Here is a 23,374-nt window from a genome sequence, read left to right as displayed (position 1 = left end):
GATCATGACGACCACTGATTCCCATTCCCTGTTCGACGACGATCCGGCGTTCGCGCTGCACCGCGGCGGCAAGCTGCGGGTCGAGGGCACGGTCGAGGTCACCGACCACGAAGGCCTGGCCCTGGCCTACACGCCCGGCGTCGCACGGGTGTGCACGGCGATCGCCGACTCGCCGGAGCTCGTCGACACCTACACCTGGAAGAGCTCCGTTGTCGCCGTCGTGACCGACGGCTCGGCGGTGCTCGGCCTGGGCGACATCGGCCCGGAGGCGTCGCTCCCGGTCATGGAGGGCAAGGCGCTGCTGTTCCGCAAGTTCGCCGGCGTCGACGCGGTGCCGGTGGCCCTGTCGTGCGAGGGGGTCGACGACATCGTCGAGACCGTCGAGCGCATGGCGCCGTCGTTCGGCGGGGTCAACCTGGAGGACATCTCCGCGCCGCGCTGCTTCGAGATCGAGCGGCGGCTGCGCGAGCGGCTGGACATCCCCGTCTTCCACGACGACCAGCACGGCACTGCGATCGTGACGGTCGCCGCGCTGCGCAACGCGGCCCGGCAGACCGGGCGCTCGCTCGCGGACCTGCGGGTGGTGGTCTCCGGTGCGGGCGCGGCCGGTGTGGCCGTGACCAAGATGCTGGTCGACGGCGGGATCGGCGACATCGCCGTCGCCGACAGCAAGGGGATGATCTACGCCGGGCGCGAGGGCCTCACGCCGATCAAGGCGGAGCTCGCCGAGATCAGCAACCGGGCGGGCGTGCGCGGCTCGATCGAGAAGGCGCTGGAGGGCGCCGACGTGTTCATCGGCCTGTCGGCCGGCGAGCTGCCCGAGTCGGTCGTGGCCTCGATGGGACCCGAGGCGATCGTCTTCGCCATGGCCAACCCGACTCCCGAGATCCACCCCGACGTCGCCCGGGCCCACGCCGCCGTCGTGGCGACCGGCCGCAGCGACTTCCCCAACCAGATCAACAACGTGCTCGCGTTCCCCGGCGTCTTCCGCGGCGCGCTGGACGCGCGCGCACGCGACGTCACCGAGGCGATGAAGCTCGCCGCGGCCGATGCGATCGCCGACCTGGTGGGCGACGACCTCGGCCCCGACTACATCATCCCGAGCACATTCGACTCGCGGGTGGTCCCGGCGGTCGCCGAGGCCGTGGCCGCGCAGGCGCGGCGCGACGGTGTCGCCAGGGGGTAGTCATCTGGTTATTCTCCGTAGCCGGCCCGGGGCGCAGATCTCCCTTGCCCCGGACCGGCTACCCCCTCCGTCTGCTGCGGCGGCGCTAGAGGCAGCGCCCGACGGCGGCGACGACGAACGCCGCCCACGCCCCCGCGGGGAACCGCAGCACGGTGCCTTCAGGCGCCGTGGAGTCGCGGACCCGGACGGCCCTGGCCCAGCGCATCACCTGGACGCACTGGCCTCCCCCCGTTCCGCTGTAGGTGCTCGTGCGCCATCGCACGCCCAGCGGATTCTTCGCGGCCATGCCGCGCTCCCTTCATGACTCATCGGTTTCCCCCTCCTCTCCGCTCCGCAGGCGCTGCTCCGCCTCGCCGATGACCTCCCGTGTCCGCTCGGGGTGCAGGGCCGCGAAGCGCAGGTGTTCGAAAGCGGCCGTGTAGTAGGCCACTTCCTTGGCTTTTTCGATGTAGAGGCTGCTCGTCAGGTTCTCCACGTGCACCAGCAGGGGTGCGTGGATGTCCGAATCGAGGAACTCCAGGATGTCGAAGGAGCCGTTGAGCCCCGAATGCGCGCCGACCGCGAACGGCAGCACCTGCAATGTCACCTGAGGATTCCGACCGAGGTCGAGCAGGCGCCGCATTTGGCCGATCATGACCGATCGTCCGCCGACCGGGCGGTAAAGGATTGATTCATCCAGCAATGCCCAGATTTGCGGTGGAGAGTCGTTGAAGACGACCTCCTGACGGCGGATGCGCAGTTCGGTGCGGCGCTCGATCTCGTCGTCCGAAACCGGCGAGGGGTGCGCCCGCATCAGCGCCCGCGCGTAGTCGGGGGTCTGCAGCAGGCCCGGCACGATCTCGGACTGGAAGAACCGCAGCGCGCCGGCCTCCGGCTCCAGCCCGAGGTAGACGTCGAAGCGCTCGGGCATCACGTCGCCGTAGACGTGCCACCAGCCCCGCCGGCGCGACTCGCGGGCGAGCATGATCAGCGTCTGCCGTGCGTCGGGGTCCTCGACACCGTAGAGCTCCAGCAGGTCGCGCACGTCGTCGGAGTTGGTGGCGACCTGTCCGCGCTCGATGCGGGAAAGCTTGCTGCCCGACCAGGACATGCGCTCGGCGGCCTCTTCGCCGGTCATCCCGGCGTTCTCCCGCAAACGCCGCAACTCGACGCCGAGGCGGCGCCGGCGGGCCGTGGGGTTGTCGGCAGCGGCCACGGGCTGTGCCTCCTGTTCGGGCAAGGCCGGAATACGGCGGGGGCGCCGCACGGTCTCGGTCGGCAGGGCGATTCCGCACGCGGCACAGGCAGGCTACTCGACGCCGGGGTGCGGGAAATCCACCGCGGCAGCGGGCGTACGGGAGGCATGTTTCCGCAGAATGCGAACCTTTTCCCGGGAAAGGGAAAACGGCCTCCTCGGCGCTTTGCCGGACCCTTCGGGGCGCCGCCTCCCCGAACGCCCGGCCGACGTTTGCGCGAGAATGTCCCCTCGGTAATTCTAGGGGGACCGCGGAGCCGCCGATGCCCCGCTGACCGGCGGATTCGACACGGCTGCCGGACGCCGCTCGGGGCGGGCCGCACAGCGGCGGCCCAGGTGGTTAGGGTCAGGGCATGTTCGCTATCACCGCAGCGCGTATCGACAAGAAGAACCCACTGTCCGGGCTGGAGGCGGGGGAGCGGCCGGACCCGGCCCCGCCCGAGGGGTGGACGACGGTGCGGGTCAAGGCCGCCGCACTCAACCACCACGACCTGTGGAGCCTGCGCGGCGTGGGCCTGGCCGAGGAACGGCTGCCGATGGTGCTCGGCTGCGACGCCGCCGGGCTGGACGAAGAGGGCAACGAGGTCATCGTGCACGCCGTGATCGGCGACCCCGACGCGGGCGGCGGCGACGAGACCCGCGACCCCCGGCGCTCCCTGCTCTCCGAGGTCCATCCGGGCACCCTGGCCGAGAAGGTCGCCGTCCCCCGGCGCAACCTCGTCCCCAAGCCCGCGGAGCTCTCCTTCGAGGAGGCCGCCTGCCTGCCCACGGCGTGGCTGACCGCCTACCGGATGCTCTTCGTCCGCGCGGGCCTCGAACCCGGCTCGCCGATCCTGGTGCAGGGCGCCGGCGGCGGCGTGAGCAGCGCGGTCATCCGTATGGCCGCCGCGGCGGGCCACCGGGTCTACGCCACCAGCCGCGACGCCGGCAAGCGCGAGCGCGCCGAGCGGCTGGGGGCCTACCGCGCCGTCGCGTCGGGGGAGCGCCTGCCGGAGAAGGTCGACGTCGTGTTCGACACCGTCGGCGAGGCGACCTGGGGCCACTCCCTGCGCTCGCTGCGTCCGGGCGGGCGGATCGTCACCTGCGGGGCCACCAGCGGCGACGCGCCCCCGGCCGAGCTGAACCGGGTGTTCTTTTTGCAGTTGTCCGTGCTCGGCTCGACCATGGGCGGCCGCGACGAGCTGCGCCGCCTGGCCGAGTTCTGCGCCCGCACCGGCGTGCGCCCGGAGATCGACCGGGTGCTGCCGCTCGACCGCGCCGAGGAGGGCTTCGCCGCGATGGAGCAGGGGGAGCTGTTCGGCAAGGTCGTCTTCCGGGTCTGAGCCCCTCGCTGCGTCCGCACCGCGGACCGCCCCGCGTCAGGCGCGCGCCAGGCGCGAGAAGGGGGGTGTCCCCGCGCCGCGCGCGGGGACACCCCTTTCGCCGGACCGGTCGGGCGTCCGGGCCGCCGGTTTCAGGACGCGGAGCCGCCGTCGCGGCGGTCGCCGTCCTCGTTCACCGCCCTGCCCCACGGGTCGTCGGCGCTCCCGGAGTCCCCGTCCCGCTCGCCTGCGGGCGCCTCGTGCCGTCCGTGCGCCCCCTGCGCCTCGCCGCCGCCTTCGCCGCCACCCTCAGCCTGGCCGCCGACCGCCGTGCTCCAGGGGTCGGCCGGCCCCGCGGCGCCCTCGGAGGGCCCGGAGGCCCCTGAGGACGCGCCCCCGTCGGGCCCGGCCGAGCCTGACGCCGCTCCGGCCTTCCCGGTACCGGTGTCCTCGGCCGCGCCGCCGGCGGAGTCGTCGGCCGCGTCGGCGCCGCAAGGGGACGACCCCGTGGACCCGCCGCGGCAGCGGTCGTCCTCCTCGCGCTCGGCCTGGTCGCGCGGCCCCCAGTTGCCGACGTCGCGGCGGATGGTCTCGAACGTGTCGTCCAAAATCCTGCGCAGGTCGTGCGCCGCCGACTCGCCGACCTGGCCGGCCTCGCGCACCACGTCGCGCACGCGTTCGGAGAAGTCGCGCAGCGCCTGGTCGAACTCGGGCCGCTCGCCCGAGCGCTTGCCCCAGGCGCCGCCGAAGCCCTGAGCGAAGCGCTCCCAGTCGCGCGTCCACCGCGAGCCGCGGGACGCGTGCTCGCGGTCGCCGCCGCTCTCGCCGCCGCGTGCCGACTCCGATCCGCCGCCGGCCGCTCCGGACTCCCCGGACCCGCCGGCGCCCTCGCCGCGCGGCCTGCGGCCCGCGCCGCCGCCCTTCAGCTCCTCGCGCAGCGAGCTGATCGTGTGGCGCACGTCCTCGCGGACGGCCTCGGCGACGTCGCGCACCGAGTCGGTGATCTCGCGTTCGAGGTCGTCGATGTCGGCGCTGCGGCTGTGCAGCTCCTCGCGGCCCTTGTCGGTGAGGCGGTAGACCTTGCGGCCGTCGACCTCCTCGTGGGTGACCAGGCCCTCCTCCTCCAAGCGGGCCAGGCGCGGGTAGATCGTCCCGGGGGAGGGCGAGTAGACGCCCAGGAAGCGGTCCCGCAGCAGGCTGATGATCTCGTAGCCGTGCCTCGGGCTCTCGTCCAGCAGCTTCAGCAGGTACAGCCGCAGGCGTCCGTGGCCGAAGATGGTACTCATTGGTCGTTCCCCCTCGGGATCGCTGCGGGGGCGTCGGGCTCGCGGCGCAGAAGCGAGGCGGCGCCCGAAACGGTCGTGGCGGTGATGCCGGCGGGGTCGACCCCGCTGCCGATCTTGCCGGCGAGGCTGCCCCGGGCCCGCTGGTCGCGGCGCTCCAGGGCGAAGTCGGAGTCCAGCTTGCCGGTCGCCGAGCGCAGCTCGGCGGTCGCCGACGTCTCGGCGGGCACCCGCAGCGCAATCTCGCCGGAGACCGATCCCAGACGGACCCGGCCCGCCGGCGCCACGTCCACATCGCCGAGGAACTGGCCCGACGCGCTCTTTCCGGTGAGGTCGTAGAGGCGCCCCCCGGCGACCGCGACCTGGCCGCGGACCGTGTTGAAGTGCAGGCTGCCCTGCAGGTCGCGGGCCGCGACGTTGCCGGAGACGGTGTTGATCTCGGTCTCGCCGGTGAGCCCGTCCAGCGTGATGTCGCCCGAGGCCGTGCGGATCTGGGTCTTGCCGCTCAGCCCGGCCACCACGACCGGGGCCGAGAGGGTCGTGACCTCGACGGGGCAGTCGCGCGGCACCTGCAGGCTGACGGTGGCCGAGCGGCGTGCCATGCCCCGGTAGCCCGACAGCTGCACCGGGCGCAGCCGGTCCAGCAGGCCGCTGCCGGTGAGGTCGTCGTAGGTGACGGTCAGGATGCCGGCCTCCTGCGTGGCCAGCACGGGCTCGCCGGAGACGTCGGAGACCTCGAACGTCACCGGGTCGTCGGTGGGCAGGATGTTGACGTGACCGCCGATGACCCGGACGCGCAGTGCCACGATCCCGTCCAGAGTGCGTGTCGTCGGCTGGTCGATGGTCCAACGCGCCATCGGGATACCTTTCGGCTCGAACCGCTGTTGGACTCACGATATGTCGCGACTCCCCGCACTTCAAGATATGTCGTGAGATATCGGGGGAGGAGTCCGGGTCGGCTCGGGGTGCGCCCCCGGTGGCCCCCTAAGGTCCGGGGCGCGCCCGCGCCTCCACGCGCACCCGCCCGCGCGGCGGACCGCCGGACGATACGCGGCGGGGCACCGGACCGAACCCGGCCCGGTGCCCCGATCGCTCTCGCGGCCGCCGTGCGGCGCTCACGCGCGGCGGCGCCGCCGCGCGTGCTGCTTACTCGTCCCCGTCCTCGTCGTCGAGGCGGGCGAGCCAGGTGGCCAGGCGCTCGACGGGGGTCTCGAACTCCGGGTGGAGGTCGGTGAAGGTGCGCAGCTGGTCGGCGACCCAGGCGAGGGAGACCTCCTCCTCGCCGCGCCGCCGCTCCAGCTCCTCGATGCCCCGGTCGGTGAAGTACATCGGCCTAGTCCGCCGGCGGGAAGACGGTGTTGATCAGCGCCTGCTGCTCGACCTCGTGCCGCTTGCCCGAGCCGGCCGCGGGGGCCGAGCTCGCCGGGCGCGAGACCCGGGTGAAGGGGCGGTCGAGCTGCTCGGAGAACACCAGCGCCACGAACGGCCACGGGCCCATGTTCGCCGGCTCCTCCTGCACCCACAGCACCTCGCCGGCCTCGGGGTAGCCCGAGAGCATCTGGCGGATCTCCTCGGCCGGCAGCGGGTAGAGCCGCTCGACTCGGACCAGGGCCGTGCTGGTGTCGCCCGTGCGCTTCCGGGCGGCGTCGAGCTCGTAGTAGATCTTGCCCGAGCACAGCACCACGCGCCGCACGTTCTTCGGGTCGAGCCCCGTGGTGTCGGGGATGATCGGCTGGAACGCGCCCGAGGTGAAGTCGGCGACGGGCGAGGTGGCGGCCTTCAGCCGCAGCATCACCTTCGTCGTGAACACCACCAGCGGGCGGCGGTACTGCGACTTCACCTGCCAGCGCAGCAGGTGGAAGTAGTTCGCCGGGGTGGTCGGCAGCGCCACGGTCATGTTCTCCTGCGCGCACTGCTGCAGGAACCGCTCGATGCGCGCCGAGGAGTGGTCGGGCCCCTGGCCCTCGTACCCGTGCGGCAACAGCAGCACCACGCTGGAGCGCTGGCCCCACTTCTGCTCGCTGGCGCTGATGTACTCGTCGATGATGGTCTGGGCGCCGTTGACGAAGTCGCCGAACTGGGCTTCCCAGGCCACCAGCGCGTCGGGGCGCACCACCGAGTAGCCGTACTCGAAGCCCAGCGCCGCGTACTCGCTGAGCAGCGAGTCGTGCACGTAGAACTTCGAGGTGCCCTTGTCGAACTGCTTCAGCGGGGTGTGCACCTGTCCGGAGTCGCGGTCGACCAGCGCCGAGTGCCGCTGGCCGAACGTGCCGCGCCGGGTGTCCTGGCCGACCAGGCGCACCGGGTGCTCCTCCAGCAGTAGCGAACCGAACGCCAGCATCTCGCCGGTGGCCCAGTCGAGCGCGTCGTCCTCGAGCATCTGGGCGCGGCGCTGCAGCTGCGGCTTGAGCCGCGGGTGCGGCGTGAAGCCCTCGGGCAGGCTCACCTGGGTGTCGACCACCTGCTTGACGACCTCGCCGGTGATGGCGCTCTCGACCGACGCGTGGTCGATGCGGCCCTCGTCGAACACCTCGGGCTTGATGACCGCACCCGGCTCGATCGGCTTGCGGCCGGCCTCGCGGGTCTCGGTGAAGGCGCGTTCCAGCTGCTCCTGGTAGTCGCGCAGCGCCTGCTCGGCCTCTTCGATCGTGATGTCGCCGCGCCCGATCAGCGCCTCGGTGTAGAGCTTGCGCGTGGAGCGCTTGGCGTCGATCACGTCGTACATCAGCGGCTGGGTGAAAGCCGGGTTGTCGGTCTCGTTGTGGCCGCGGCGCCGGTAGCAGACCAGGTCGATCACGACGTCCTTGTTGAAGGACTGCCGGTAGTCGTAGGCCAGCTGGGCGACCCGCACCACCGCCTCGGGGTCGTCGCCGTTGACGTGGAAGATCGGGGCCTGCACCATGCGCGCGACGTCGGTGGCGTAGACGCTGGAGCGGCTGTCGGCCGGCGAGGTGGTGAACCCGACCTGGTTGTTGACGATGACGTGCACCGTGCCGCCGGTGCGGTAGCCGCGCAGCTGCGACAGGTTGAGGGTCTCGGCCACCACGCCCTGCCCGGCGAAGGCGGCGTCGCCGTGCACCAGCAGCGGCAGCACGGTGAACCCGTGCGGGCCCTTGTCCAGCACGTCCTGCTTGGCGCGGACGATGCCCTCGGCGACCGGGTTCACGGTCTCCAGGTGGCTCGGGTTGGCCGCCAGCGAGATCGCGATCTTGTCGCCGTCGGGGGTCTCGAACGTGCCCTCGGTGCCCAGGTGGTACTTGACGTCGCCGGAGCCGTGGGCGCTGCGGGGGTCGAGGTTGCCCTCGAACTCGCCGAAGATCTGCCCGTAGGACTTGCCGCAGATGTTGGCGAGCACGTTCAGCCGGCCGCGGTGGGCCATGCCGATGACGACCTCGTCCAGCTCCGCCTTCGCGGCGCGGGTGATCACCCCGTCCAGCAGCGGGATCAGGGACTCGCCGCCCTCAAGCGAGAACCGCTTCTGGCCGACGTACTTGGTCTGCAGGAAGGTCTCGAAGGCCTCGGCGTTGTTCAGCCGGCGCAGGATGTGCAGCTGCTCGTCGCGGCTGACCTTCTCGTGCTCGCGCTCGACATGCGCCTGGATCCACTCGCGCTCCTCGGGATCCTGGATGTGCATGTACTCGATGCCGACGGTGCGGCAGTAGGTGTCGCGCAGCACGCCCAGCACGTCGCGCAGCTTCATCAGCTGCTTGCCGCCGAACCCGCCGGTGGCAAACGCGCGCTCCAGGTCCCACAGCGTCAGGCCGTGCTGGAGGATGTCCAGGTCGGGGTGGCGGCGCTGGTGGTACTCCAGCGGGTCGGTGTCGGCCATCAGGTGGCCGCGCACCCGGTAGGCGTGGATGAGCTCCTGGACCCGGCTCGTCTTGTCGAGCTGGTTCTCGCCGGCCGAGATGTCCTGGGTCCAGCGCACGGGCTCGTAGGGCAGCCGCAGCGACCGGAAGATCTCGTCGTAGAAGCCGTCCTCGCCCAGCAGCAGCTGGTGGATGCGGCGCAGGAACTCGCCCGACTGGGCGCCCTGGATGATGCGGTGGTCGTAGGTCGACGTGAGCGTCATGACCTTGCTGACCGCGAGGTTGTTCAGGGTCTCGGGAGCCGCGCCCTGGAACTCGGCGGGGTACTCCATCGAGCCCACGCCCAGGATGGTGCCCTGGCCGGGCATCAGGCGCGGGACCGAGTGGACGGTGCCGATGCCGCCGGGGTTGGTCAGGCTGATGGTGGTGCCCTGGAAGTCGGGCACGCCCAGCTTGTTGTTGCGGGCCTTGCGGATCAGGTCCTCGTAGGCGGTCCAGAACTCCTTGAAGTCCATCTTGTCCGCGGACTTGATGCTGGGCACCACCAGCTGCCGCGTGCCGTCGGACTTCTGCAGGTCGATCGCCAGCCCGAAGTTGACGTGCTCGGGCTTGGACACGCCCGGCTTGCCGTCGACCTCCGCGTAGGAGTGGTTCATCTCCGGCAGGGACTCCAGCGCCTTCACCATGGCGTAGCCGATGATGTGGGTGAAGGACACCTTGCCGCCGCGCCCGCGCCGCAGGTGGTTGTTGATCACGATGCGGTTGTCGAACAGCAGCTTGACCGGCACCGCGCGCACGCTGGTCGCGGTGGGCAGCGCGAGGCTGGACTCCATGTTGGCGGCCGTACGCGCGGGCGCGCCGCGCAGCCGCTCCTCGGTGACCTTGAGTGACTCGTCGACGGGCTTCTCGCCCTCGGCGTCCTGCCCGGTCCCGGACTTTCCCTTCCCGTCGCCCGATGCGGACGCCGCGCGCTTGGGCTCGGCGGCCTTGCCGCCCTTGGTGGCCTCCGAGTCCGCCGGAGCGGACTGGGTGCCCGTGGCCGCTGCACCCTTGCCCGTTCCGTTGGCCTGGGGAACGCCGGACTTGTAGTCGGCGAAGAAGTTCCACCATGCCTTGTCAACCGAGTTCGGGTCGTCGAGGTACTTCTGGTAGAGCTCCTCGACCAACCACTCGTTCGGGCCGAAATCTGTCAGGGGTTGAGACGCCTCAGACGACACGGCGGAGATCGCCCTCTTCCGCAGCTCGCTTGTGAATGTGTGTATGGCGAGATGGCCGCTCCTCGGGGCGGGCCGGCACAAGCGGCTCGCAGTGAGCCGCCGGAGCACACGCCCGGTCAGCAATCTCGGGTAACAGGCTAGCTGTCCAGGCACGCCGATGGGGACCCGAGGCCGGTAACGGACTGGGAGATTGCTAACAATGATTCACACTGTCATGGTGTCCGCTTGACCTGACCTGCGGTTTTCGTGTCCCGGAGGCCCGTCGGGGCGACGGCGGGCGCGCGGCTGCACGACGCGCGCGAGGCGGTTCCGCGGAGGACCGGCGAGATGCGGTCGGGAGGAAGCGGTGGATCGGGTTCGGCCGGTGTGCGCCGCTCACCATGCCCGTTCGCGGATGCGCTCAATCCTGGCGCGGCCGGGGAATTGCCCGGAACCGGATCCAGCGGACCGGCGTCTCACGTAGTGTGCGCGGTCCGGACAGGACGGCTGGTCCCGACCCCGGCGAGACACGGGGGTTTCGCCGGGAGAGGGAGCAGGTCCGGGCCGCGCACGGTGCTTGTCCGGCCCGCGGGGCCGGATCCGCGCCGCCGGCCGCGCCGGCGCGCGGGCCGCCGCGCGGCACCGGCGTGCGGCACGATCGGGCGAGGCGGCGGCGCACCCCGCGGGAGTCCGGACCGCACAGCGGGTATGAGACCCGGGAGCCTTGGAGCGGGGCGCCGGTCGGCGATCGGGACCGGCCCGCCCCGCCGCACACCGACTGTGGGGGGACGAGCGGACATGGAGTTGCGGTTCGACGGGCGCGTCGCGATCGTCACCGGCGCCGGGCACGGCCTGGGCCGCGCCCACGCCCTCGGACTCGCGGCGCGCGGCGCCAAGGTCGTGGTCAGCGAGAACACCGGCACCGGCGCCGACGACCCCGGCGCCGACCCGGTGGCGGCGGCCGAGGAGACCGCCGAGACGATCCGCTCCAAGGGCGGTACCGCGTGTGTCAGCGTCGACGACATCACCGCCGAAGAGGGCGCCCGCTCGCTGGTCGAGACCGCCGTGGACACCTACAGGCGCGTCGACGTCGTCGTCAACAGCGCGGGCATCCTCCGCGACCGCGCCTTCCGCAACATCGGCGTCGCCGAGTGGGACGCGGTGGTCGGCGTCCACCTGCGCGGCACATTCCTGGTCACCCGCGCCGCCTTCGGCTACATGCGCGGCAACGGCTACGGGCGCATCGTCAACACCGCGTCGCCCTCCGGGCTGTTCGGCAACTTCGGGCAGAGCAACTTCGCCGCGGCCAAGATGGGCGTCCTCGGCCTCACCAAGACCGTGGCCATCGAGGGCGCCAAGTACGACATCACCGCGAACGCCGTCGCCCCGCTGGCGCGCACGCCGCAGACCGAGGGCGTGCTCCCGGAGGGTCCGAAGGAGCTTTTGGCGCCGGAGCGTGTCAGCCAGGCCGTGGTGTGGCTGGCCCACGAGGACTGCGAGACCTCCGGCGAGGTCTACTCCGTGGGCGGCGGGCGCGTCGCCCGGATCTTCCTGGCCGAGGGGCCCGGCGCCGAGCTGGGCGGCGGCACGGCCGAGGACCTGCGCGACATCTGGCCCGACGTCAACGCCGAGCGGCCCTACGTCATCCCGCGCGACTTCAGCGAGCAGGCGCGCGTGCACATGCGCGGCAGCGGCGGCTGAGCCTCCGGCCCGAAGCGGCGCCCCTCCCCGGCGAAACGGTGGCGCCGCGGTGCGTGCGAACCGGTATCGCCGCGCCAACGCAGGTCGCGGGACCGTATCGGTACCCGGCTCACCGTTTGCCCGCGCGGCGGCCCCCGGCGCTTCTACCATGGCGGAACGAAGCCGGGGAGGGTGGCGATGAGGGAGTTCGGCGAACTGGAGGCCGCCATCATGGACGCGCTGTGGCGGTCGGACCGCCCGCTGGCCGTCCGCGAAGTCCGCGCGTCCATGGACTACGACCGCGACGTCGCCTACACGACCGTCATGACGGTCACCAACATCCTGTACCACAAGGGCCTGCTGGAGCGGGAGAAGGCCGGGCGCGCCTGGCTCTACTGGCCGCGGGAGTCCCGCGAGGAGCACACCGCACGCGTGATGAGCGAGGTGTTCAGCGGCTGCGGCGACCCGGGGACCACCATGCTGCGCTTCGTCGAGAGCTTCAGCGACGAGGACATGGCCCGCCTGTGCGACGTGCTCAGCGAGGTCCGCGCCCAGCGCACCCGCGCCCTGTGACCCCGCCCCGCAGCGCCCCGGGCGCCCCCGGGCCGTGAGCGCCACGCGGCCCGGCGTCTATGCTGCCCGGTGTGGACGAACCCCTTGTCACGCGCATGCGCCCGTTCGGCGAAACCGTCTTCGCCGAGATGAGCCGCCTGGCCACCGAGACCGAATCCGTCAACCTCGGGCAGGGATTCCCCGACACCGACGGACCGTCCTCACTGCTGGAGGCCGCCGCGCGGCACATCCGCGAAGGCGTCAACCAGTATCCGCCCGGACCCGGGCGCCCCGAGCTGCGTGCGGCCGTCGCCGCAGACCGCAGGCGGCGCTACGGGATCGACCTCGACCCCGCCGCCGAGGTGTACATCACCGTCGGCGCCACCGCCGGCATCGCCTCAGGCGTGCTGGGCCTGGTCGAAGCCGGTGACGAGGTCGTGGTCTTCGAGCCGATGTACGACTCCTACGCCGCTGTGATCGCGCTGGCCGGCGGGGTGCGCCGTGCCGTCACCCTGCGGCCCGACCCGGCCGCCGACGGCCGGTTCACCTTCGACCCGGCCGAACTGCGCGCGGCCGTCGGCCCGCGCACCCGCATGATCATCGTGAACACGCCGCACAATCCCACCGGCACCGTCTTCACCCGCGACGAGCTGTCGGCGATCGCCCGGGTGTGCCGCGAAAACGACCTGATCGCCCTCACCGACGAGGTCTACGAGCACCTGGTCTACGACGGCGCCGAGCACGTCCCGCTGTCGACCCTGCCCGGCATGGCCGAGCGCACCCTGGCGGTCTCGTCGGTGGGCAAGACGTTCTCGGTCACCGCGTGGAAGACCGGCTGGGTCATGGGGCCGGAGCCGCTGGTGCGCGCGGCCCGCACCGTCAACCAGTTCCTCACCTTCACCGCCAACGGCGCCCTCCAGCTGGCCGTGGCCGACGCGCTGCGCGACGAGGGCGATTGGGTGCTGGGCCAGCGGGACGCGCTGCAGGCCAAGCGCGACCGGCTGTGCGCGGGGCTGCGTACGGCGGGCCTGGAGGTCCTGCGGCCCCAGGGCACCTACTTCGTCATCACCGACATCCGTCCGCTGGGCTACGGCGACGGCATCGAGCTGGCCCGCTCGCTGCCGCACACGGCCGGTGTCGCGGCGGTCCCGGCGCAGGTCCTCTACGACAACACCGAGGAGGGCCGCCACCTCGTGCGGTTCGCGTTCTGCAAGCGCGACGAGGTGCTCGACACCGCCGTGGAGCGCCTGACCGCCGCGTTCGGACGCTGAACCGGGGCCGGCCGCAGGCCGCCGCCGGCACGGCGGGCGCCCGCGGCACGCCGCGTCCCGTCCCGACCCGCAGCGGACCAACGCCGACGACTCCGGGAGGCACCCGTGACCACGACCCCGTCCGCGGACATGCCCGCCGACGCGCTGCGCGCGGCCGAGGCCGCCAAGGGCTTCATGCCCACCGACGAGGGGCTGGCGCTGCACGCCGCGGCGCTCGCCCACGCGCCGCTCGGCCCGGTGCTGGAGATCGGCACCTACTGCGGCAAGTCCGCGGTCTTCCTGGGCGCGGCGGTGCGGCAGGCGGGCGGCACGGTCGTGACCGTCGACCACCACCACGGCTCCGAGGAGCACCAGCAGGGCTGGGAGTACCACGACCCCGGCCTGGTCGACCCGGTCACCGGCCGGCTGGACACGCTGCGCGAGTTCCGCCGCACCATGGCGGCCGCCGGCCTGGAGGACCACGTGGTCGCGGTGGTGGGGCGGTCGGCCGACGTCGCGCGGCTGTGGTCGGCCCCGCTGGGCATGCTCTTCATCGACGGCGGCCACACCGAGGAGGCCGCGCGGACCGACTACGAGAGCTGGACCCCGCACCTGGCTCCGGGCGGCGCGCTGGCCATCCACGACGTCTTCCCCGACCCCGCCGACGGCGGCCGGCCGCCCTACAACGTCTACCGCCGCGCCCTGGACAGCGGCGCGTTCACCGAGACGGGCGCGCAGGGCTCCCTTCGCCTGCTCACGCGCGTCGCCTAGCGGTGCGCTGTCCCGCAGGCGCCGGTGCGGCCGGCGGACCGGTCCGCCGGCCCGCGGATCGGCCGCGCCCCGAATCCCCGGCGGTTCCGGTCGCGGCCGGAACCCCCGATTCCTGCGGCCTTCTGTATCGGCGGACGTGCCCGAGCACATAGGCTCTGGCACAGACGAGAACGCAGTTCAACGACGTGCGGGCAAGGGGTGCAGGAACAGGTGACCACCAACGGCGCGGCGCGACGGGTCGACCAATTCACGCTGGACAACGGACTACGCCTGGTGACCGCACCGGCGTCGACGCCCCAGGTCGCCGCCGTCAACCTGTGGTACGGGATCGGGTCCCGCTTCGAGGCGCCCGGGCGCACCGGCTTCGCCCACCTCTTCGAGCACCTGATGTTCCAGGGCAGCGGCAACGTGGCCAAGGGCGAGCACTTCGACGCCGTCGAGCGGCTCGGCGGCGACATCAACGCCTCCACCTCCACCGACCGCACCAACTACTACGAGACCGTGCCCGAGCACGCCCTGGACCTCGTGCTGTGGCTGGAGGCCGACCGCCTGGCCACACTGCGCGACGGCATGTCCCAGGAGGTCCTGGACAACCAGCGCGACGTCGTGAAGAACGAGCGGCGCCAGCGCTACGACAACCAGCCCTACGGCACCGCGCTGGAGCGCATCCTGCGGCTGGGCTACCCCGAGGGCCACCCCTACCACCACGCCACCATCGGCTCCATGGCCGACCTGGACGCCGCGGACCTGGACTACGTGCTCGACTTCCACCGGCGCCACTACGGCCCCGACAACGCCGTGCTGACGGTCGTGAGCAACCTCGACCCGCAGGACGTGCGCGACCGGGTCGAGCGCTACTTCGGCGCGATCCCGGCGCGCCCGGCGGCGGCCGAGGCGCCCGACGCCGCACTCACCGGCCTGATCGGCGGGCCGGTCGCCGAGCGCGTGGTCGAGACCGTTCCGGCGCCCGGGGTCTTCCTGGGCTTCCGCGTCGGCCCCTACGGCGAGCGCGACTTCGACGTGATGCACCTGGCCTCGGCGGTCCTCGGCCAGGGGCAGGGCAGCCGGCTCTACCGCCGCCTGGTGCTGGAGCGGGGCCTGGCCGCCGACGACGGGGGCGCCGCCGCCGACCTGCTGCCGTTCCGCTACACCTCCAGCCTGATGCTGGCCAACATGATCGCGCGCGAGGGCGTGAGCGGCGACGAGCTGGAGGCCGCCATGATCGAGGAGATCGGCACCCTCGGCGAGGGCGTCTCCGACGAGGAGCTGGAGCGCGCCCGCGCCGTGCTGGAGCGCGACCACATGCAGGCGCTGTCGCACCCCAGCGGACTCGCCGACACCATCGGCTCCAGCACCCAGCTTTTCGGCGACCCCGAGCTCGCCTTCACCTGGCCCCAGCGCTGGAACTCCGTGACCGCCGAGGACGTCGTCGACCTGGCCAAGCGGCTGCTGGTGCCCGAGAACAGGCTTTCGGTCCGCTTCGACCCCGAGTCCGCGGCCGAACCCGCGGCCTGACCACCGCGGTGCGGGGCGCCGCGCGGCGCCCCGCACCGGGCCACGTCCGTCCGGTCCGCCCGCCGGCGCCTTCGCCCGCTACACGAGAGAGTCGTCACCCGCATGCTGCAGACACGCCCCGACCTCGGTGCCCCGAAGCCCTATACGTTCCCGAAGCCGCGACGCCTGACCGTGGGCGGCGGCACCGTGGTCGCCATCGACGTCCCCGGCCAGGCCTTCGCATCGGTCCGCCTGGTCCACCCCTCCGGGGGCGCCGCCGAGGCGCCGGAGAGCATGGGCGTGGCCGCGCTCACCAACGAGGCGCTGGAGGACGGCGTCCACGGCAACAGCTCGCTGGCCCCCGCGCTGGAGCGCCACGGCGCCGAGTGGGTCTCGCGGGTCACCTGGGACGGTTTCATCACCGGCGTGGACGCGCCGGCGAACCGGCTCGACGACGCCACCGCTCTGCTGGCCGAGGCGGTGCGCAGCCCGGCGCTGCGCGACGAGGACGTGCTGCGCCGCCGCGACCAGATCCTGGAGCGCTTCTGGCTGGACGCCTCGGTGCCCTCGACCCTGGCCACCCGCGCCGTCGGCGGGCAGCTGTTCACCGGCCGCTACGCCACCCCGCTCAGCGGCGCGCCCGAGCGCCTGAAGAGCGTCGATCCGCAGACGGTCCGGGACTTCCACGCCTCCTCCATCGCGGCGGTGGCGGGCACCCTGGTGGTCGTCGGCGACCTGTCGGGGGTGGACCTGGAGGAGCTGGGCTCGGCGGTGTTCGGCGACGCCGGCGCCCCGCAGGACGCCGAGCCGACGGCTCCGGGGCCGGCGCCGGGCGAGCTTCCGCGCGTGGTGGTCCTCGACCGGCCCGACTCGGTGCAGTCGGCGCTGCTGATGGCTCACCGCGCTCCGGCGCGCTCGCAGGTGGACCTGCCGCGCGCCGACGGCGTCAGCGACGTGCTGGGCGGCATGTTCACCTCGCGGCTGAACCTGGAACTGCGCGAGCGGCTGGGCTACACCTACGGTGCGGGCTGCCGGTTCGACCTGCGCCGCGACAGCGGGGTGTTCCTGGTCAGCACCCAGGTCGACACCGAGACGACCGCGCACTCGCTGACCGCGTCGCTGGCCGAGATCGAGCGGCTGCGCACCGACGGCGTCACCGAGGGCGAGCTGTCGGCGGTGCGCGAGTCCAACACGGTGGGGCTGCCGGTGACCTACTCCACGGCGCGCAGCCTGGCCGGCGCCCTGGTCGAGATGGTCGTGCACGACCTGCCCGAGGACCACATCGACCGGCTGCGGGCCGGCTTCGAGGCCCTCACCGCCGACGACCTCGCCCGGGCCGCGCAGGAGTACCTGCGCCCGAGCGAGATGGTGACCGTGATCGCCGGCGACGCCAAGCGTCTGGAGGGCCCGCTGGCCGAAGCGGGCGCGGGTCCGGTCACCGTGCGCGACCCCGAGACCCTCTGGAGCTGACCCGGCCGGGACCCGCCCTTCCCGGGCGGCTCCTGTGTACCGACCGTGACTGTTGGTAAAGAACGGTTGGAAACGTGCATGGAGTCCCTTGGGGAGGACATAACAAAACCGAACCTAAACGACGCTGATCCGGCAACCACCTGCTTGGACGTCGGCAGCGCCTGGTATAAACGGTGATCCGTGCACCTGTAGCGCGGGGTCCCGTGCCGTTCGATGCGACCGAAAGAGCCCGCAGGAGGCCAGCGTGGCCGTGATGAGACTCGTTGACTGACCGTGTCCTCCATAGAGAAGCCCGAAGCGGAGCGGCCCGAAGCCGAACGGCCCGAGAGCGCTGACACGCACTCGGCCGCGGCGGCCGTCGACACCGGAACTCCGCACCGCGTGCTGAAGGGGCGCTACGAGCTCGCCGACGAGATCGCCCGCGGCGGTGTGGGCACCGTCTGGCGCGCGACCGACCTGGTGCTGGACCGCCGGGTGGCGGTCAAGGAGCTGCGCCTGCCCGACGACCTCAGCGCGGCCGAGCGCGAGAGCCTGCTCCAGCGCACCACCCGCGAGGCGCGTGTGGCGGCGCGGCTGGCCCACCCCGGCGTGGTCACCGTGCTCGACGTCGTCGACGAGGACGACCGCCCGTGGATCGTCATGGAGTACATCGACGCGCGCACGCTCGCGGGCATCATCGACGTGGCCGGTCCGCTGCCCTACCAGCGCGTCGCCGAGATCGGCCTGCAGCTGATCGACGCGCTCAGGGTCGCCCACGACGACGGCATCGTGCACCGCGACGTCAAGCCCGAGAACGTGATGATCAGCGAGGACGGCCGGGTCGTACTGACCGACTTCGGGCTGGCCGCCTGGACCGGCGAGTCCGCGCTGACCAGTTCCGGCCGCATCATCGGCTCGCCCTCCTACATCCCGCCCGAGCGCGCCAAGGCGGGCCCGGTGGGACCCGAGTCCGACCTGTGGTCGCTGGGCGCCACGCTCTACGCCGCCGTCGAAGGCCACCCGCCCTACGACCGCAAGGGCTACATCCGCATCCTCAAGGGCGCCGACCTGGACGACCCGCCGGCGGCGCAGAACGCCGGTCCGCTCGCCCCGGTTCTGGCCGGGCTGCTGCACGTCCAGCCGGGCGACCGGCTCACGGCCGACAACGCGACCAAGATGCTGCGCATCGCCGCGCTCGCGCCGTGGGCGCCCGAGACCAGCCCCGAGACCGCGGCCAAGACCGCCGCGACCGGCGCCCAGCCGATCGTCCCGCGCCCGGCCCGGGAGGACGCCCACGGCGACCGCGACACCGGCGACGGCGCCCGCGGAGGCGGCGGCGCGCAGCACTCCGCCGCCGGCGGTGAGGCCGAGGAGACCGACGAGGAGGGCGAAACACTCGGTGCAGACGACGGGGGAGCCTTCGAGGAGGACGACTCCGGGTCGGCGCGCGAGCACTTCCGCCAGGGCGCGCACCTGCTGCGCAACTCCTTCCAGGAGTCGGTCTCGGACCTGCAGGACCAGGTCTCCGACTCGGTTTCCCACCTGCACGAGCGCATCCAGCGCCACCGGCCCGAGTCGGTCGGCCACCTGCTGACCTCGATCCGCGACTCCACCGACACTCTCGGGCTGACCAGCTCGGGCAAGCACCGCGAGGGTAGTTCGCTGCCGGTGGTGCTGGCGGTGGTGGCGGGTGTGCTGCTGCTGCTCGGCGTCGTCCTCTGGGCGCTGCTCTTCCGCACGTAGCGGCGCGGGGCGGGAGCGCGTCAAAAGCCCGCGGGTTACATCCGCCCGCGCGCGGACAGCGGCAGGGCATGAGCGTCACCACCGACATCCCCGCCCGACTCGACCGCCTCCCATGGCAGCGCTGGCACTGGCTCATCCTCATCGGCCTGGGCAGCGTCTGGATCCTCGACGGTCTCGAGGTGACCATCGTCGGCGCGATCGGATCGCGCATCACCGAGGAGGCCAGCGGGCTCGGCATCTCCGAGAGCCAGGTCGGCCTGGCCGCCTCCATCTACGTCGTGGGCGCCTGCCTGGGAGCGCTCTACTTCGGCCACCTCACCGAGCGCTACGGAAGGCGCCGGATCTTCCTCGTGACACTGGGCGTCTACCTGACGGCGACGGTGCTGACCGCGCTCTCCGGCAACGCCCTCTGGTTCTACGCGTGCCGGTTCTTCACGGGCTTCGGCATCGGCGGCGAGTACGCGGCCATCAACTCCGCGATCGACGAGATGGTGCCCGCGCGGCTGCGCGGCCGTGTCGCCCTGATGGTCAACGGCTCCTACTGGCTGGGCGCCGCCGCGGGCGCGGCCATGGCCTATCCGCTGCTCGATCCGTCTATCCTGCCGGAGTTCCTGGGCTGGCGGCTGCTGTTCGCCGCGGGCGGCGTGCTCGGTCTGATCATCCTGGTCGTGCGGCGCATCGTGCCCGAGAGCCCCCGCTGGCTGATCATCCACGGCCGCGACCAGGAGGCCGAGCAGGTGGTGCGCTCGATCGAGGAGGAGGTGGAGCGCGAGGCCGGCCGCGACACCCTCCCCGAGCCCCAGGGCACGCTGACGCTGGAGCAGCGCGAGCGGACCTCGTTCCGCGAGCTGGCGCGCACCATCGCCGCCACCTACCCGCGCCGCACCGTCGTGGGCCTCGCTCTGTTCGCGGGCCAGGCGTTCCTGTACAACGCCGTGTTCTTCACCCAGGCCCTGGTGCTGACGACGTTCTTCGGCGTCTCCTCGGGAACGGCGCCGCTGTTCATCATCCCGCTGGCGCTGGGCAACTTCCTGGGGCCGGTGCTGCTGGGGCCGCTGTTCGACACTCTGGGCCGCAAGCCGATGGTCGCCGGCACCTACATCGGCTCGGGGCTGCTGCTGGTGGGCACCGGGCTGCTGCTCCAGGCCGGAGTGCTCAGCGCGGTGACGGTGACACTGTGCTGGTGCGTGGTGTTCTTCTTCGCCTCCGCCGGGGCGAGCTCGGCGTACCTGACCGTCAGCGAGATCTTCCCGATGGAGACCCGGCCGCAGGCCATCGCCCTGTTCTACGCGGTGGGCACCGCACTGGGCGGCATCGCGGGCCCCGCGCTGTTCGGGCGCCTGGTCGGGAGCGGCGACGTCTCCCAGGTCGCCATCGGCTACTTCCTGGGGGCCGGACTGATGATCGGGGGCGGGCTCGTACACTGGGTGATCGGCCTGGAGGTGGCCCGCAGCTCCCTGGAGGACATCGCGTCGCCGCTGAGCAAGAAGGCGATCACCTCGACGTAGGTCCGAGAGCGTCCCGCGCGCAGGCGCGGGGCGCTTCGGCGTGCCGGATGCCGTGCGCGGAGCCACTGGTCGCGCTGCGTGTGCGGCGGTATGCTCTGAACCGGTTCAGCGACCCCGGTGGCACACACCCCCGTCATCCCCCGCACCCCTCTGGAGAAGACGTGATGGCGCCTGCCCCGGATAGCCCACGCGCCACCGGCGGTCGACGCCGCACGGGGCGGCGCGGGGCGCTGCTGCCGGCCCTGACCGTGCCGTTGAGCGCGCTGCTGCTCCTGGGCCTCGGCGCCGGCGGCGTCGCCGGCGACCCCCGGCACCACCGGGCCGGCGACTGGGTGACCGGCTGGGCCGCGAGCCCGGTCGAAGGCGGCGACATCCCCGGGAGCGACTGCCCCGCCGGCGACGGCCTGCGCAACCGGACCGTGCGCAACGTCGTCTTCCTCAGCGCCGGCGGCGACCGGGTGCGCGTGCGCCTGACCAACGCCTTCGGCGAGCGCCCGGTGCGCGTGGGCGGCGCGTCGGTGGCGGTCCACGACGACGGCGCCGCCGCCGTACCCGGCAGCGTGCGCCCCCTGACCTTCGACGGCGGCGCCGGGGTGAAGATCCCGGCCGGCGCCGAGGTCTTCAGCGACCCGGTGCGCCTGGAGGTCGAGGCGCTGTCCACGCTGCTCGTCAGCGTCTACGCACCCGAGGCGACCGGCCCGGTGACCAACCACCCCTTCACCGCCCAGGGCAACTTCCTCGCCGAGGGTGATGCCACCGCCGAGGCCTCCGGCGAGGGCTTCTCCTCGACGCCCTGCTGGATGCTGACCAGCGGCGTGGACGTCGAGCCGAGCGGCGACGTGGTGGGCACCGTGGTCGCCCTCGGCGACTCGATCACCGACACCGCGGCCACCACCGGCAACGCGAACCGGCGCTGGCCCGACCATCTGGCCCGCCGGCTCAACGCGGTCGAGGGCCCGACCCTGTCGGTCGCCAACGCCGGCCTGGGCGGCAACCTGCTGCTGGGCGCGCGCGAGGGGGAGCCCTACTACGGCGTCGGCGCCCTGGACCGGTTGGACCGCGACGTCCTCGGCCAGTCGGGCGTCCGCACGGTCGTGCTGCTCGAAGGCATCAACGACATCGGCCACGGCACGGGCGCCGAGGACATCATCGCGGGCTACCGGGAGGTCGTCGAGCGCGTGCACGCCCGCGGTCTTCGGATCGCCGGCGGCACGCTGCTGCCCTTCAAAGGCTCGGCGATCTGGACCCGGCAGCGCCAGGCCACCTGGAACGAGGTCAACGCGTGGATCCGCACCAGCGGCGAGTTCGACGCCGTCGTCGACTTCGCCGCGGCCACCGCCTCGGCCGGGGACCCGCAGCGCCTGGCCCCGGCCTATGACAGCGGCGACGGGCTCCACCCCGGCGATGCGGGCACCCGGGCCATGGCCGCGGCGGTCGACCTCGACCGCCTGATACCGGCGAGCCCGGGGGCGGACGACCGGCCGTCCCGGCACCGCCGCTGAGGCGGGTCCCCGACCCCGCCGCGCGAGCGCCGCAGCGCCCGCGCCCGCATGCCCCGCCTTCGCCTCCCGGATCCGGCCCACGGCTCGTCAGCGGCCGGGCACCACGGCGATCTCAGCCCGGCAGGCGAGGCGATCGGCGGATCGAGCAGGCCGATGACGACCGCCGGCTGCGCGGCGGCATCCCTGACGGCGAGGCCGAGCGGCTGCAGCGGCCGCTCGGCGGGCGCCACGGCAACGTCGCCGGTCCCGCGGGCCCGGAAGACTCCGCGGTCGGCCTCCGCGGGCGCGGCACGGACGCGCCCGCCGAGTGCCGCCCCCCACGTGCGCCCGCCGCGCGTTCGGCGGCGCGGCGGGCGGACCGGGACCGGACTCCTCTCCACTGAGCGCCGGAATCCTGAGGCGGCGCGGTGCGGGCCGGGCGCTCCTCACGCGGGGATCAGCACGGTCTTTCCGGCCAGGCGGCCGGCGGCGGCGTCGGCGTGGACGGCGGGCAGGTCGGCCAGCGGGCGCCGGTCGGCGACGTCGATCCGCAGCCGCCCGGCGTCGACCCGGGAGACCAGTTCGGCGAGCTGGTCGGCGTCGCTGCGGACGAGGACGCGCGCGGTGCGCACCCCGCGTCGGGGCTCCTCCGGCGGCGGGGTCGTGGTGCTGACCAGGGCGCCGCCGTCGGCGACGAGTCCGGCGAGGGCCGCGATCTCCTCCGGCGTGGTGGGCGCCAGGTTGAGCACGGCGTCGAAGGGCGCCCCCTCCACCGTGAAGGGGGCGGCGGTGTAGTCGATGTGGCCGACGATGCGGTCGGCGCCGTAGTCGCGCAGGCGGTCCGCGCTGCGCGCACTCGCGGTGGCGGTGACGACGGCTCCTGCGTGCTCGGCGAGCTGGACCGCGTAGGCGCCGACCGCGCCGCCGGCGCCGTTGACCAGCACGCTCTGCCCCGCCCGGACTTCGGCGAGCTCGAACAGGGACTGCCACGCCGTGAGACCGACCGCGGGCAGCGCCGCGGCGTCGGCCCGCGCGACCGTTCGCGGCGCGGCGGCCAGCGCCTCGGCGGGAGCGAGCGCGTACTCGGCGGCCGCGCCGTCGGCGGTCATCGGGAGGAACGCCACGACGGCGTCGCCGACCCGGCGTCCCTCGACCCCGGCGCCGAGCTCCGCGACGGTCCCGGACGCGTCGATGCCCGGGACGTGCGGCATCGCCAGCGGGAACACCTCGTGCAGGGCGCCGCCGCGGATCGCCGCGTCGACCGGGTTGAACGAGGTCCCGGCCACCTTCACCAGCACCTGCCCCGGGCCGGGCGCCGGACGCTCGGCCTCCTCGTAGACCAGCACGTCGCTGTCGCCGTACCGGTGGTAGCGCACTGCCTTCATGTCGTCCTCCTTGAAATTGCTTCGATGTCGAAGTGATTTCAGCCTACTTCGC

18 protein-coding genes are annotated in these 23,374 nt (G+C 73.0%); 11 read left to right on the top strand and 7 right to left on the bottom strand.

Features of this window, described 5'->3' with window-relative positions; translation table 11 throughout:
• Window positions 1-4: 4 nt before the first annotated feature.
• A complete protein-coding gene (locus ABD284_RS07100; protein ID WP_344141714.1) occupies window positions 5-1,186 on the top strand; it encodes an NAD(P)-dependent malic enzyme in 1,182 nt (393 codons plus the stop codon).
• An 85-nt stretch (window positions 1,187-1,271) separates the two neighbouring features.
• Here ABD284_RS07100 and ABD284_RS07095 read toward each other — a convergent pair whose 3' ends face one another.
• Window positions 1,272-1,472: a DUF397 domain-containing protein gene (locus tag ABD284_RS07095; protein WP_344141713.1), complete on the bottom strand. Its 201-nt coding sequence runs from the start codon at window positions 1,470-1,472 to the stop codon at window positions 1,272-1,274.
• A gap of 12 nt (window positions 1,473-1,484) precedes the next feature.
• Complete coding sequence (locus ABD284_RS07090) at window positions 1,485-2,381, bottom strand: helix-turn-helix domain-containing protein (RefSeq protein WP_344141711.1); 897 nt, start codon at window positions 2,379-2,381, stop codon at window positions 1,485-1,487.
• Between the two features lie 392 nt (window positions 2,382-2,773).
• Between ABD284_RS07090 and ABD284_RS07085 the strand changes: the two genes are divergently transcribed.
• On the top strand, window positions 2,774-3,742 hold the full coding sequence (locus tag ABD284_RS07085) for a zinc-binding dehydrogenase (RefSeq protein ID WP_344141710.1): 969 nt from the start codon (window positions 2,774-2,776) through the stop codon (window positions 3,740-3,742).
• Between the two features lie 131 nt (window positions 3,743-3,873).
• Here ABD284_RS07085 and ABD284_RS07080 read toward each other — a convergent pair whose 3' ends face one another.
• The 4 genes from ABD284_RS07080 to ABD284_RS07065 all read right to left on the bottom strand — a co-directional run bounded on the left by ABD284_RS07080 (window position 3,874) and on the right by ABD284_RS07065 (window position 10,030).
• On the bottom strand, window positions 3,874-5,007 hold the full coding sequence (locus ABD284_RS07080; protein WP_344141709.1) for a PadR family transcriptional regulator: 1,134 nt from the start codon (window positions 5,005-5,007) through the stop codon (window positions 3,874-3,876).
• Window positions 5,004-5,861, bottom strand: coding sequence for a DUF4097 family beta strand repeat-containing protein (locus ABD284_RS07075; protein WP_344141707.1), 858 nt, complete (start codon window positions 5,859-5,861; stop codon window positions 5,004-5,006). The genes ABD284_RS07080 and ABD284_RS07075 overlap by 4 nt, the downstream gene beginning before the upstream one ends.
• A 289-nt stretch (window positions 5,862-6,150) precedes the next feature.
• On the bottom strand, window positions 6,151-6,333 hold the full coding sequence (locus ABD284_RS07070) for a DUF6104 family protein (RefSeq protein ID WP_344141705.1): 183 nt from the start codon (window positions 6,331-6,333) through the stop codon (window positions 6,151-6,153).
• 4 nt (window positions 6,334-6,337) lie between these two features.
• On the bottom strand, window positions 6,338-10,030 hold the full coding sequence (locus ABD284_RS07065) for a multifunctional oxoglutarate decarboxylase/oxoglutarate dehydrogenase thiamine pyrophosphate-binding subunit/dihydrolipoyllysine-residue succinyltransferase subunit (protein WP_344141704.1): 3,693 nt from the start codon (window positions 10,028-10,030) through the stop codon (window positions 6,338-6,340).
• 777 nt (window positions 10,031-10,807) lie between these two features.
• Here ABD284_RS07065 and ABD284_RS07060 point away from each other — a divergent pair.
• The 9 genes from ABD284_RS07060 to ABD284_RS07020 all read left to right on the top strand — a co-directional run bounded on the left by ABD284_RS07060 (window position 10,808) and on the right by ABD284_RS07020 (window position 21,958).
• Complete coding sequence (locus tag ABD284_RS07060) at window positions 10,808-11,710, top strand: SDR family NAD(P)-dependent oxidoreductase (RefSeq protein WP_344141703.1); 903 nt, start codon at window positions 10,808-10,810, stop codon at window positions 11,708-11,710.
• A 177-nt stretch (window positions 11,711-11,887) separates the two neighbouring features.
• Window positions 11,888-12,262, top strand: coding sequence for a BlaI/MecI/CopY family transcriptional regulator (locus ABD284_RS07055; protein WP_344141701.1), 375 nt, complete (start codon window positions 11,888-11,890; stop codon window positions 12,260-12,262).
• Window positions 12,263-12,321: 59 nt separating this feature from the next.
• Window positions 12,322-13,512 carry a pyridoxal phosphate-dependent aminotransferase gene (locus ABD284_RS07050; protein WP_425573278.1) on the top strand — a complete coding sequence of 397 codons (1,191 nt, stop codon included), beginning with the start codon at window positions 12,322-12,324 and terminating at the stop codon, window positions 13,510-13,512.
• Window positions 13,513-13,641: 129 nt separating this feature from the next.
• A complete protein-coding gene (locus ABD284_RS07045) occupies window positions 13,642-14,262 on the top strand; it encodes a class I SAM-dependent methyltransferase (protein ID WP_344142014.1) in 621 nt (206 codons plus the stop codon).
• 210 nt (window positions 14,263-14,472) lie between these two features.
• Window positions 14,473-15,777 carry a M16 family metallopeptidase gene (locus tag ABD284_RS07040; protein ID WP_344141699.1) on the top strand — a complete coding sequence of 435 codons (1,305 nt, stop codon included), beginning with the start codon at window positions 14,473-14,475 and terminating at the stop codon, window positions 15,775-15,777.
• A 102-nt stretch (window positions 15,778-15,879) separates the two neighbouring features.
• Window positions 15,880-17,226, top strand: a complete 1,347-nt coding sequence (locus ABD284_RS07035) for a M16 family metallopeptidase (protein ID WP_344141698.1) — start codon at window positions 15,880-15,882, stop codon at window positions 17,224-17,226.
• Between the two features lie 381 nt (window positions 17,227-17,607).
• On the top strand, window positions 17,608-18,948 hold the full coding sequence (locus ABD284_RS07030; protein WP_344142013.1) for a serine/threonine-protein kinase: 1,341 nt from the start codon (window positions 17,608-17,610) through the stop codon (window positions 18,946-18,948).
• A gap of 68 nt (window positions 18,949-19,016) precedes the next feature.
• Complete coding sequence (locus ABD284_RS07025; protein WP_344141697.1) at window positions 19,017-20,456, top strand: MFS transporter; 1,440 nt, start codon at window positions 19,017-19,019, stop codon at window positions 20,454-20,456.
• A 164-nt stretch (window positions 20,457-20,620) separates the two neighbouring features.
• Entirely contained in the window at window positions 20,621-21,958 is a 1,338-nt protein-coding gene (locus tag ABD284_RS07020) for an SGNH/GDSL hydrolase family protein (RefSeq protein ID WP_344141696.1), read from the top strand.
• A gap of 425 nt (window positions 21,959-22,383) precedes the next feature.
• Here ABD284_RS07020 and ABD284_RS07015 read toward each other — a convergent pair whose 3' ends face one another.
• Complete coding sequence (locus tag ABD284_RS07015; protein ID WP_344141695.1) at window positions 22,384-23,322, bottom strand: NADP-dependent oxidoreductase; 939 nt, start codon at window positions 23,320-23,322, stop codon at window positions 22,384-22,386.
• Window positions 23,323-23,374 lie beyond the last annotated feature (52 nt).

The sequence above is a fragment of the Streptomonospora arabica genome, from assembly GCF_039531585.1.
Taxonomy (GTDB): domain Bacteria; phylum Actinomycetota; class Actinomycetes; order Streptosporangiales; family Streptosporangiaceae; genus Streptomonospora; species Streptomonospora halophila.
Note: the sequence above shows the minus strand (reverse complement) of the source record. Positions and strands in the feature narration are given on the sequence as shown.

What these genes read in the sequence shown, in the direction of transcription:
- ABD284_RS07100 (WP_344141714.1), top strand. Translation starts at nt 5, where the DNA reads ATGACGACCACTGATTCCCATTCCCTGTTCGACGACGATCCGGCGTTC.
- ABD284_RS07095 (WP_344141713.1), bottom strand. Translation starts at nt 1,472, where the DNA reads ATGGCCGCGAAGAATCCGCTGGGCGTGCGATGGCGCACGAGCACCTAC.
- ABD284_RS07085 (WP_344141710.1), top strand. Translation starts at nt 2,774, where the DNA reads ATGTTCGCTATCACCGCAGCGCGTATCGACAAGAAGAACCCACTGTCC.
- ABD284_RS07080 (WP_344141709.1), bottom strand. Translation starts at nt 5,007, where the DNA reads ATGAGTACCATCTTCGGCCACGGACGCCTGCGGCTGTACCTGCTGAAG.
- ABD284_RS07075 (WP_344141707.1), bottom strand. Translation starts at nt 5,861, where the DNA reads ATGGCGCGTTGGACCATCGACCAGCCGACGACACGCACTCTGGACGGG.
- ABD284_RS07070 (WP_344141705.1), bottom strand. Translation starts at nt 6,333, where the DNA reads ATGTACTTCACCGACCGGGGCATCGAGGAGCTGGAGCGGCGGCGCGGC.
- ABD284_RS07060 (WP_344141703.1), top strand. Translation starts at nt 10,808, where the DNA reads ATGGAGTTGCGGTTCGACGGGCGCGTCGCGATCGTCACCGGCGCCGGG.
- ABD284_RS07055 (WP_344141701.1), top strand. Translation starts at nt 11,888, where the DNA reads ATGAGGGAGTTCGGCGAACTGGAGGCCGCCATCATGGACGCGCTGTGG.
- ABD284_RS07050 (WP_425573278.1), top strand. Translation starts at nt 12,322, where the DNA reads ATGCTGCCCGGTGTGGACGAACCCCTTGTCACGCGCATGCGCCCGTTC.
- ABD284_RS07045 (WP_344142014.1), top strand. Translation starts at nt 13,642, where the DNA reads ATGCCCGCCGACGCGCTGCGCGCGGCCGAGGCCGCCAAGGGCTTCATG.
- ABD284_RS07035 (WP_344141698.1), top strand. Translation starts at nt 15,880, where the DNA reads ATGCTGCAGACACGCCCCGACCTCGGTGCCCCGAAGCCCTATACGTTC.
- ABD284_RS07025 (WP_344141697.1), top strand. Translation starts at nt 19,017, where the DNA reads ATGAGCGTCACCACCGACATCCCCGCCCGACTCGACCGCCTCCCATGG.
- ABD284_RS07020 (WP_344141696.1), top strand. Translation starts at nt 20,621, where the DNA reads ATGGCGCCTGCCCCGGATAGCCCACGCGCCACCGGCGGTCGACGCCGC.
- ABD284_RS07015 (WP_344141695.1), bottom strand. Translation starts at nt 23,322, where the DNA reads ATGAAGGCAGTGCGCTACCACCGGTACGGCGACAGCGACGTGCTGGTC.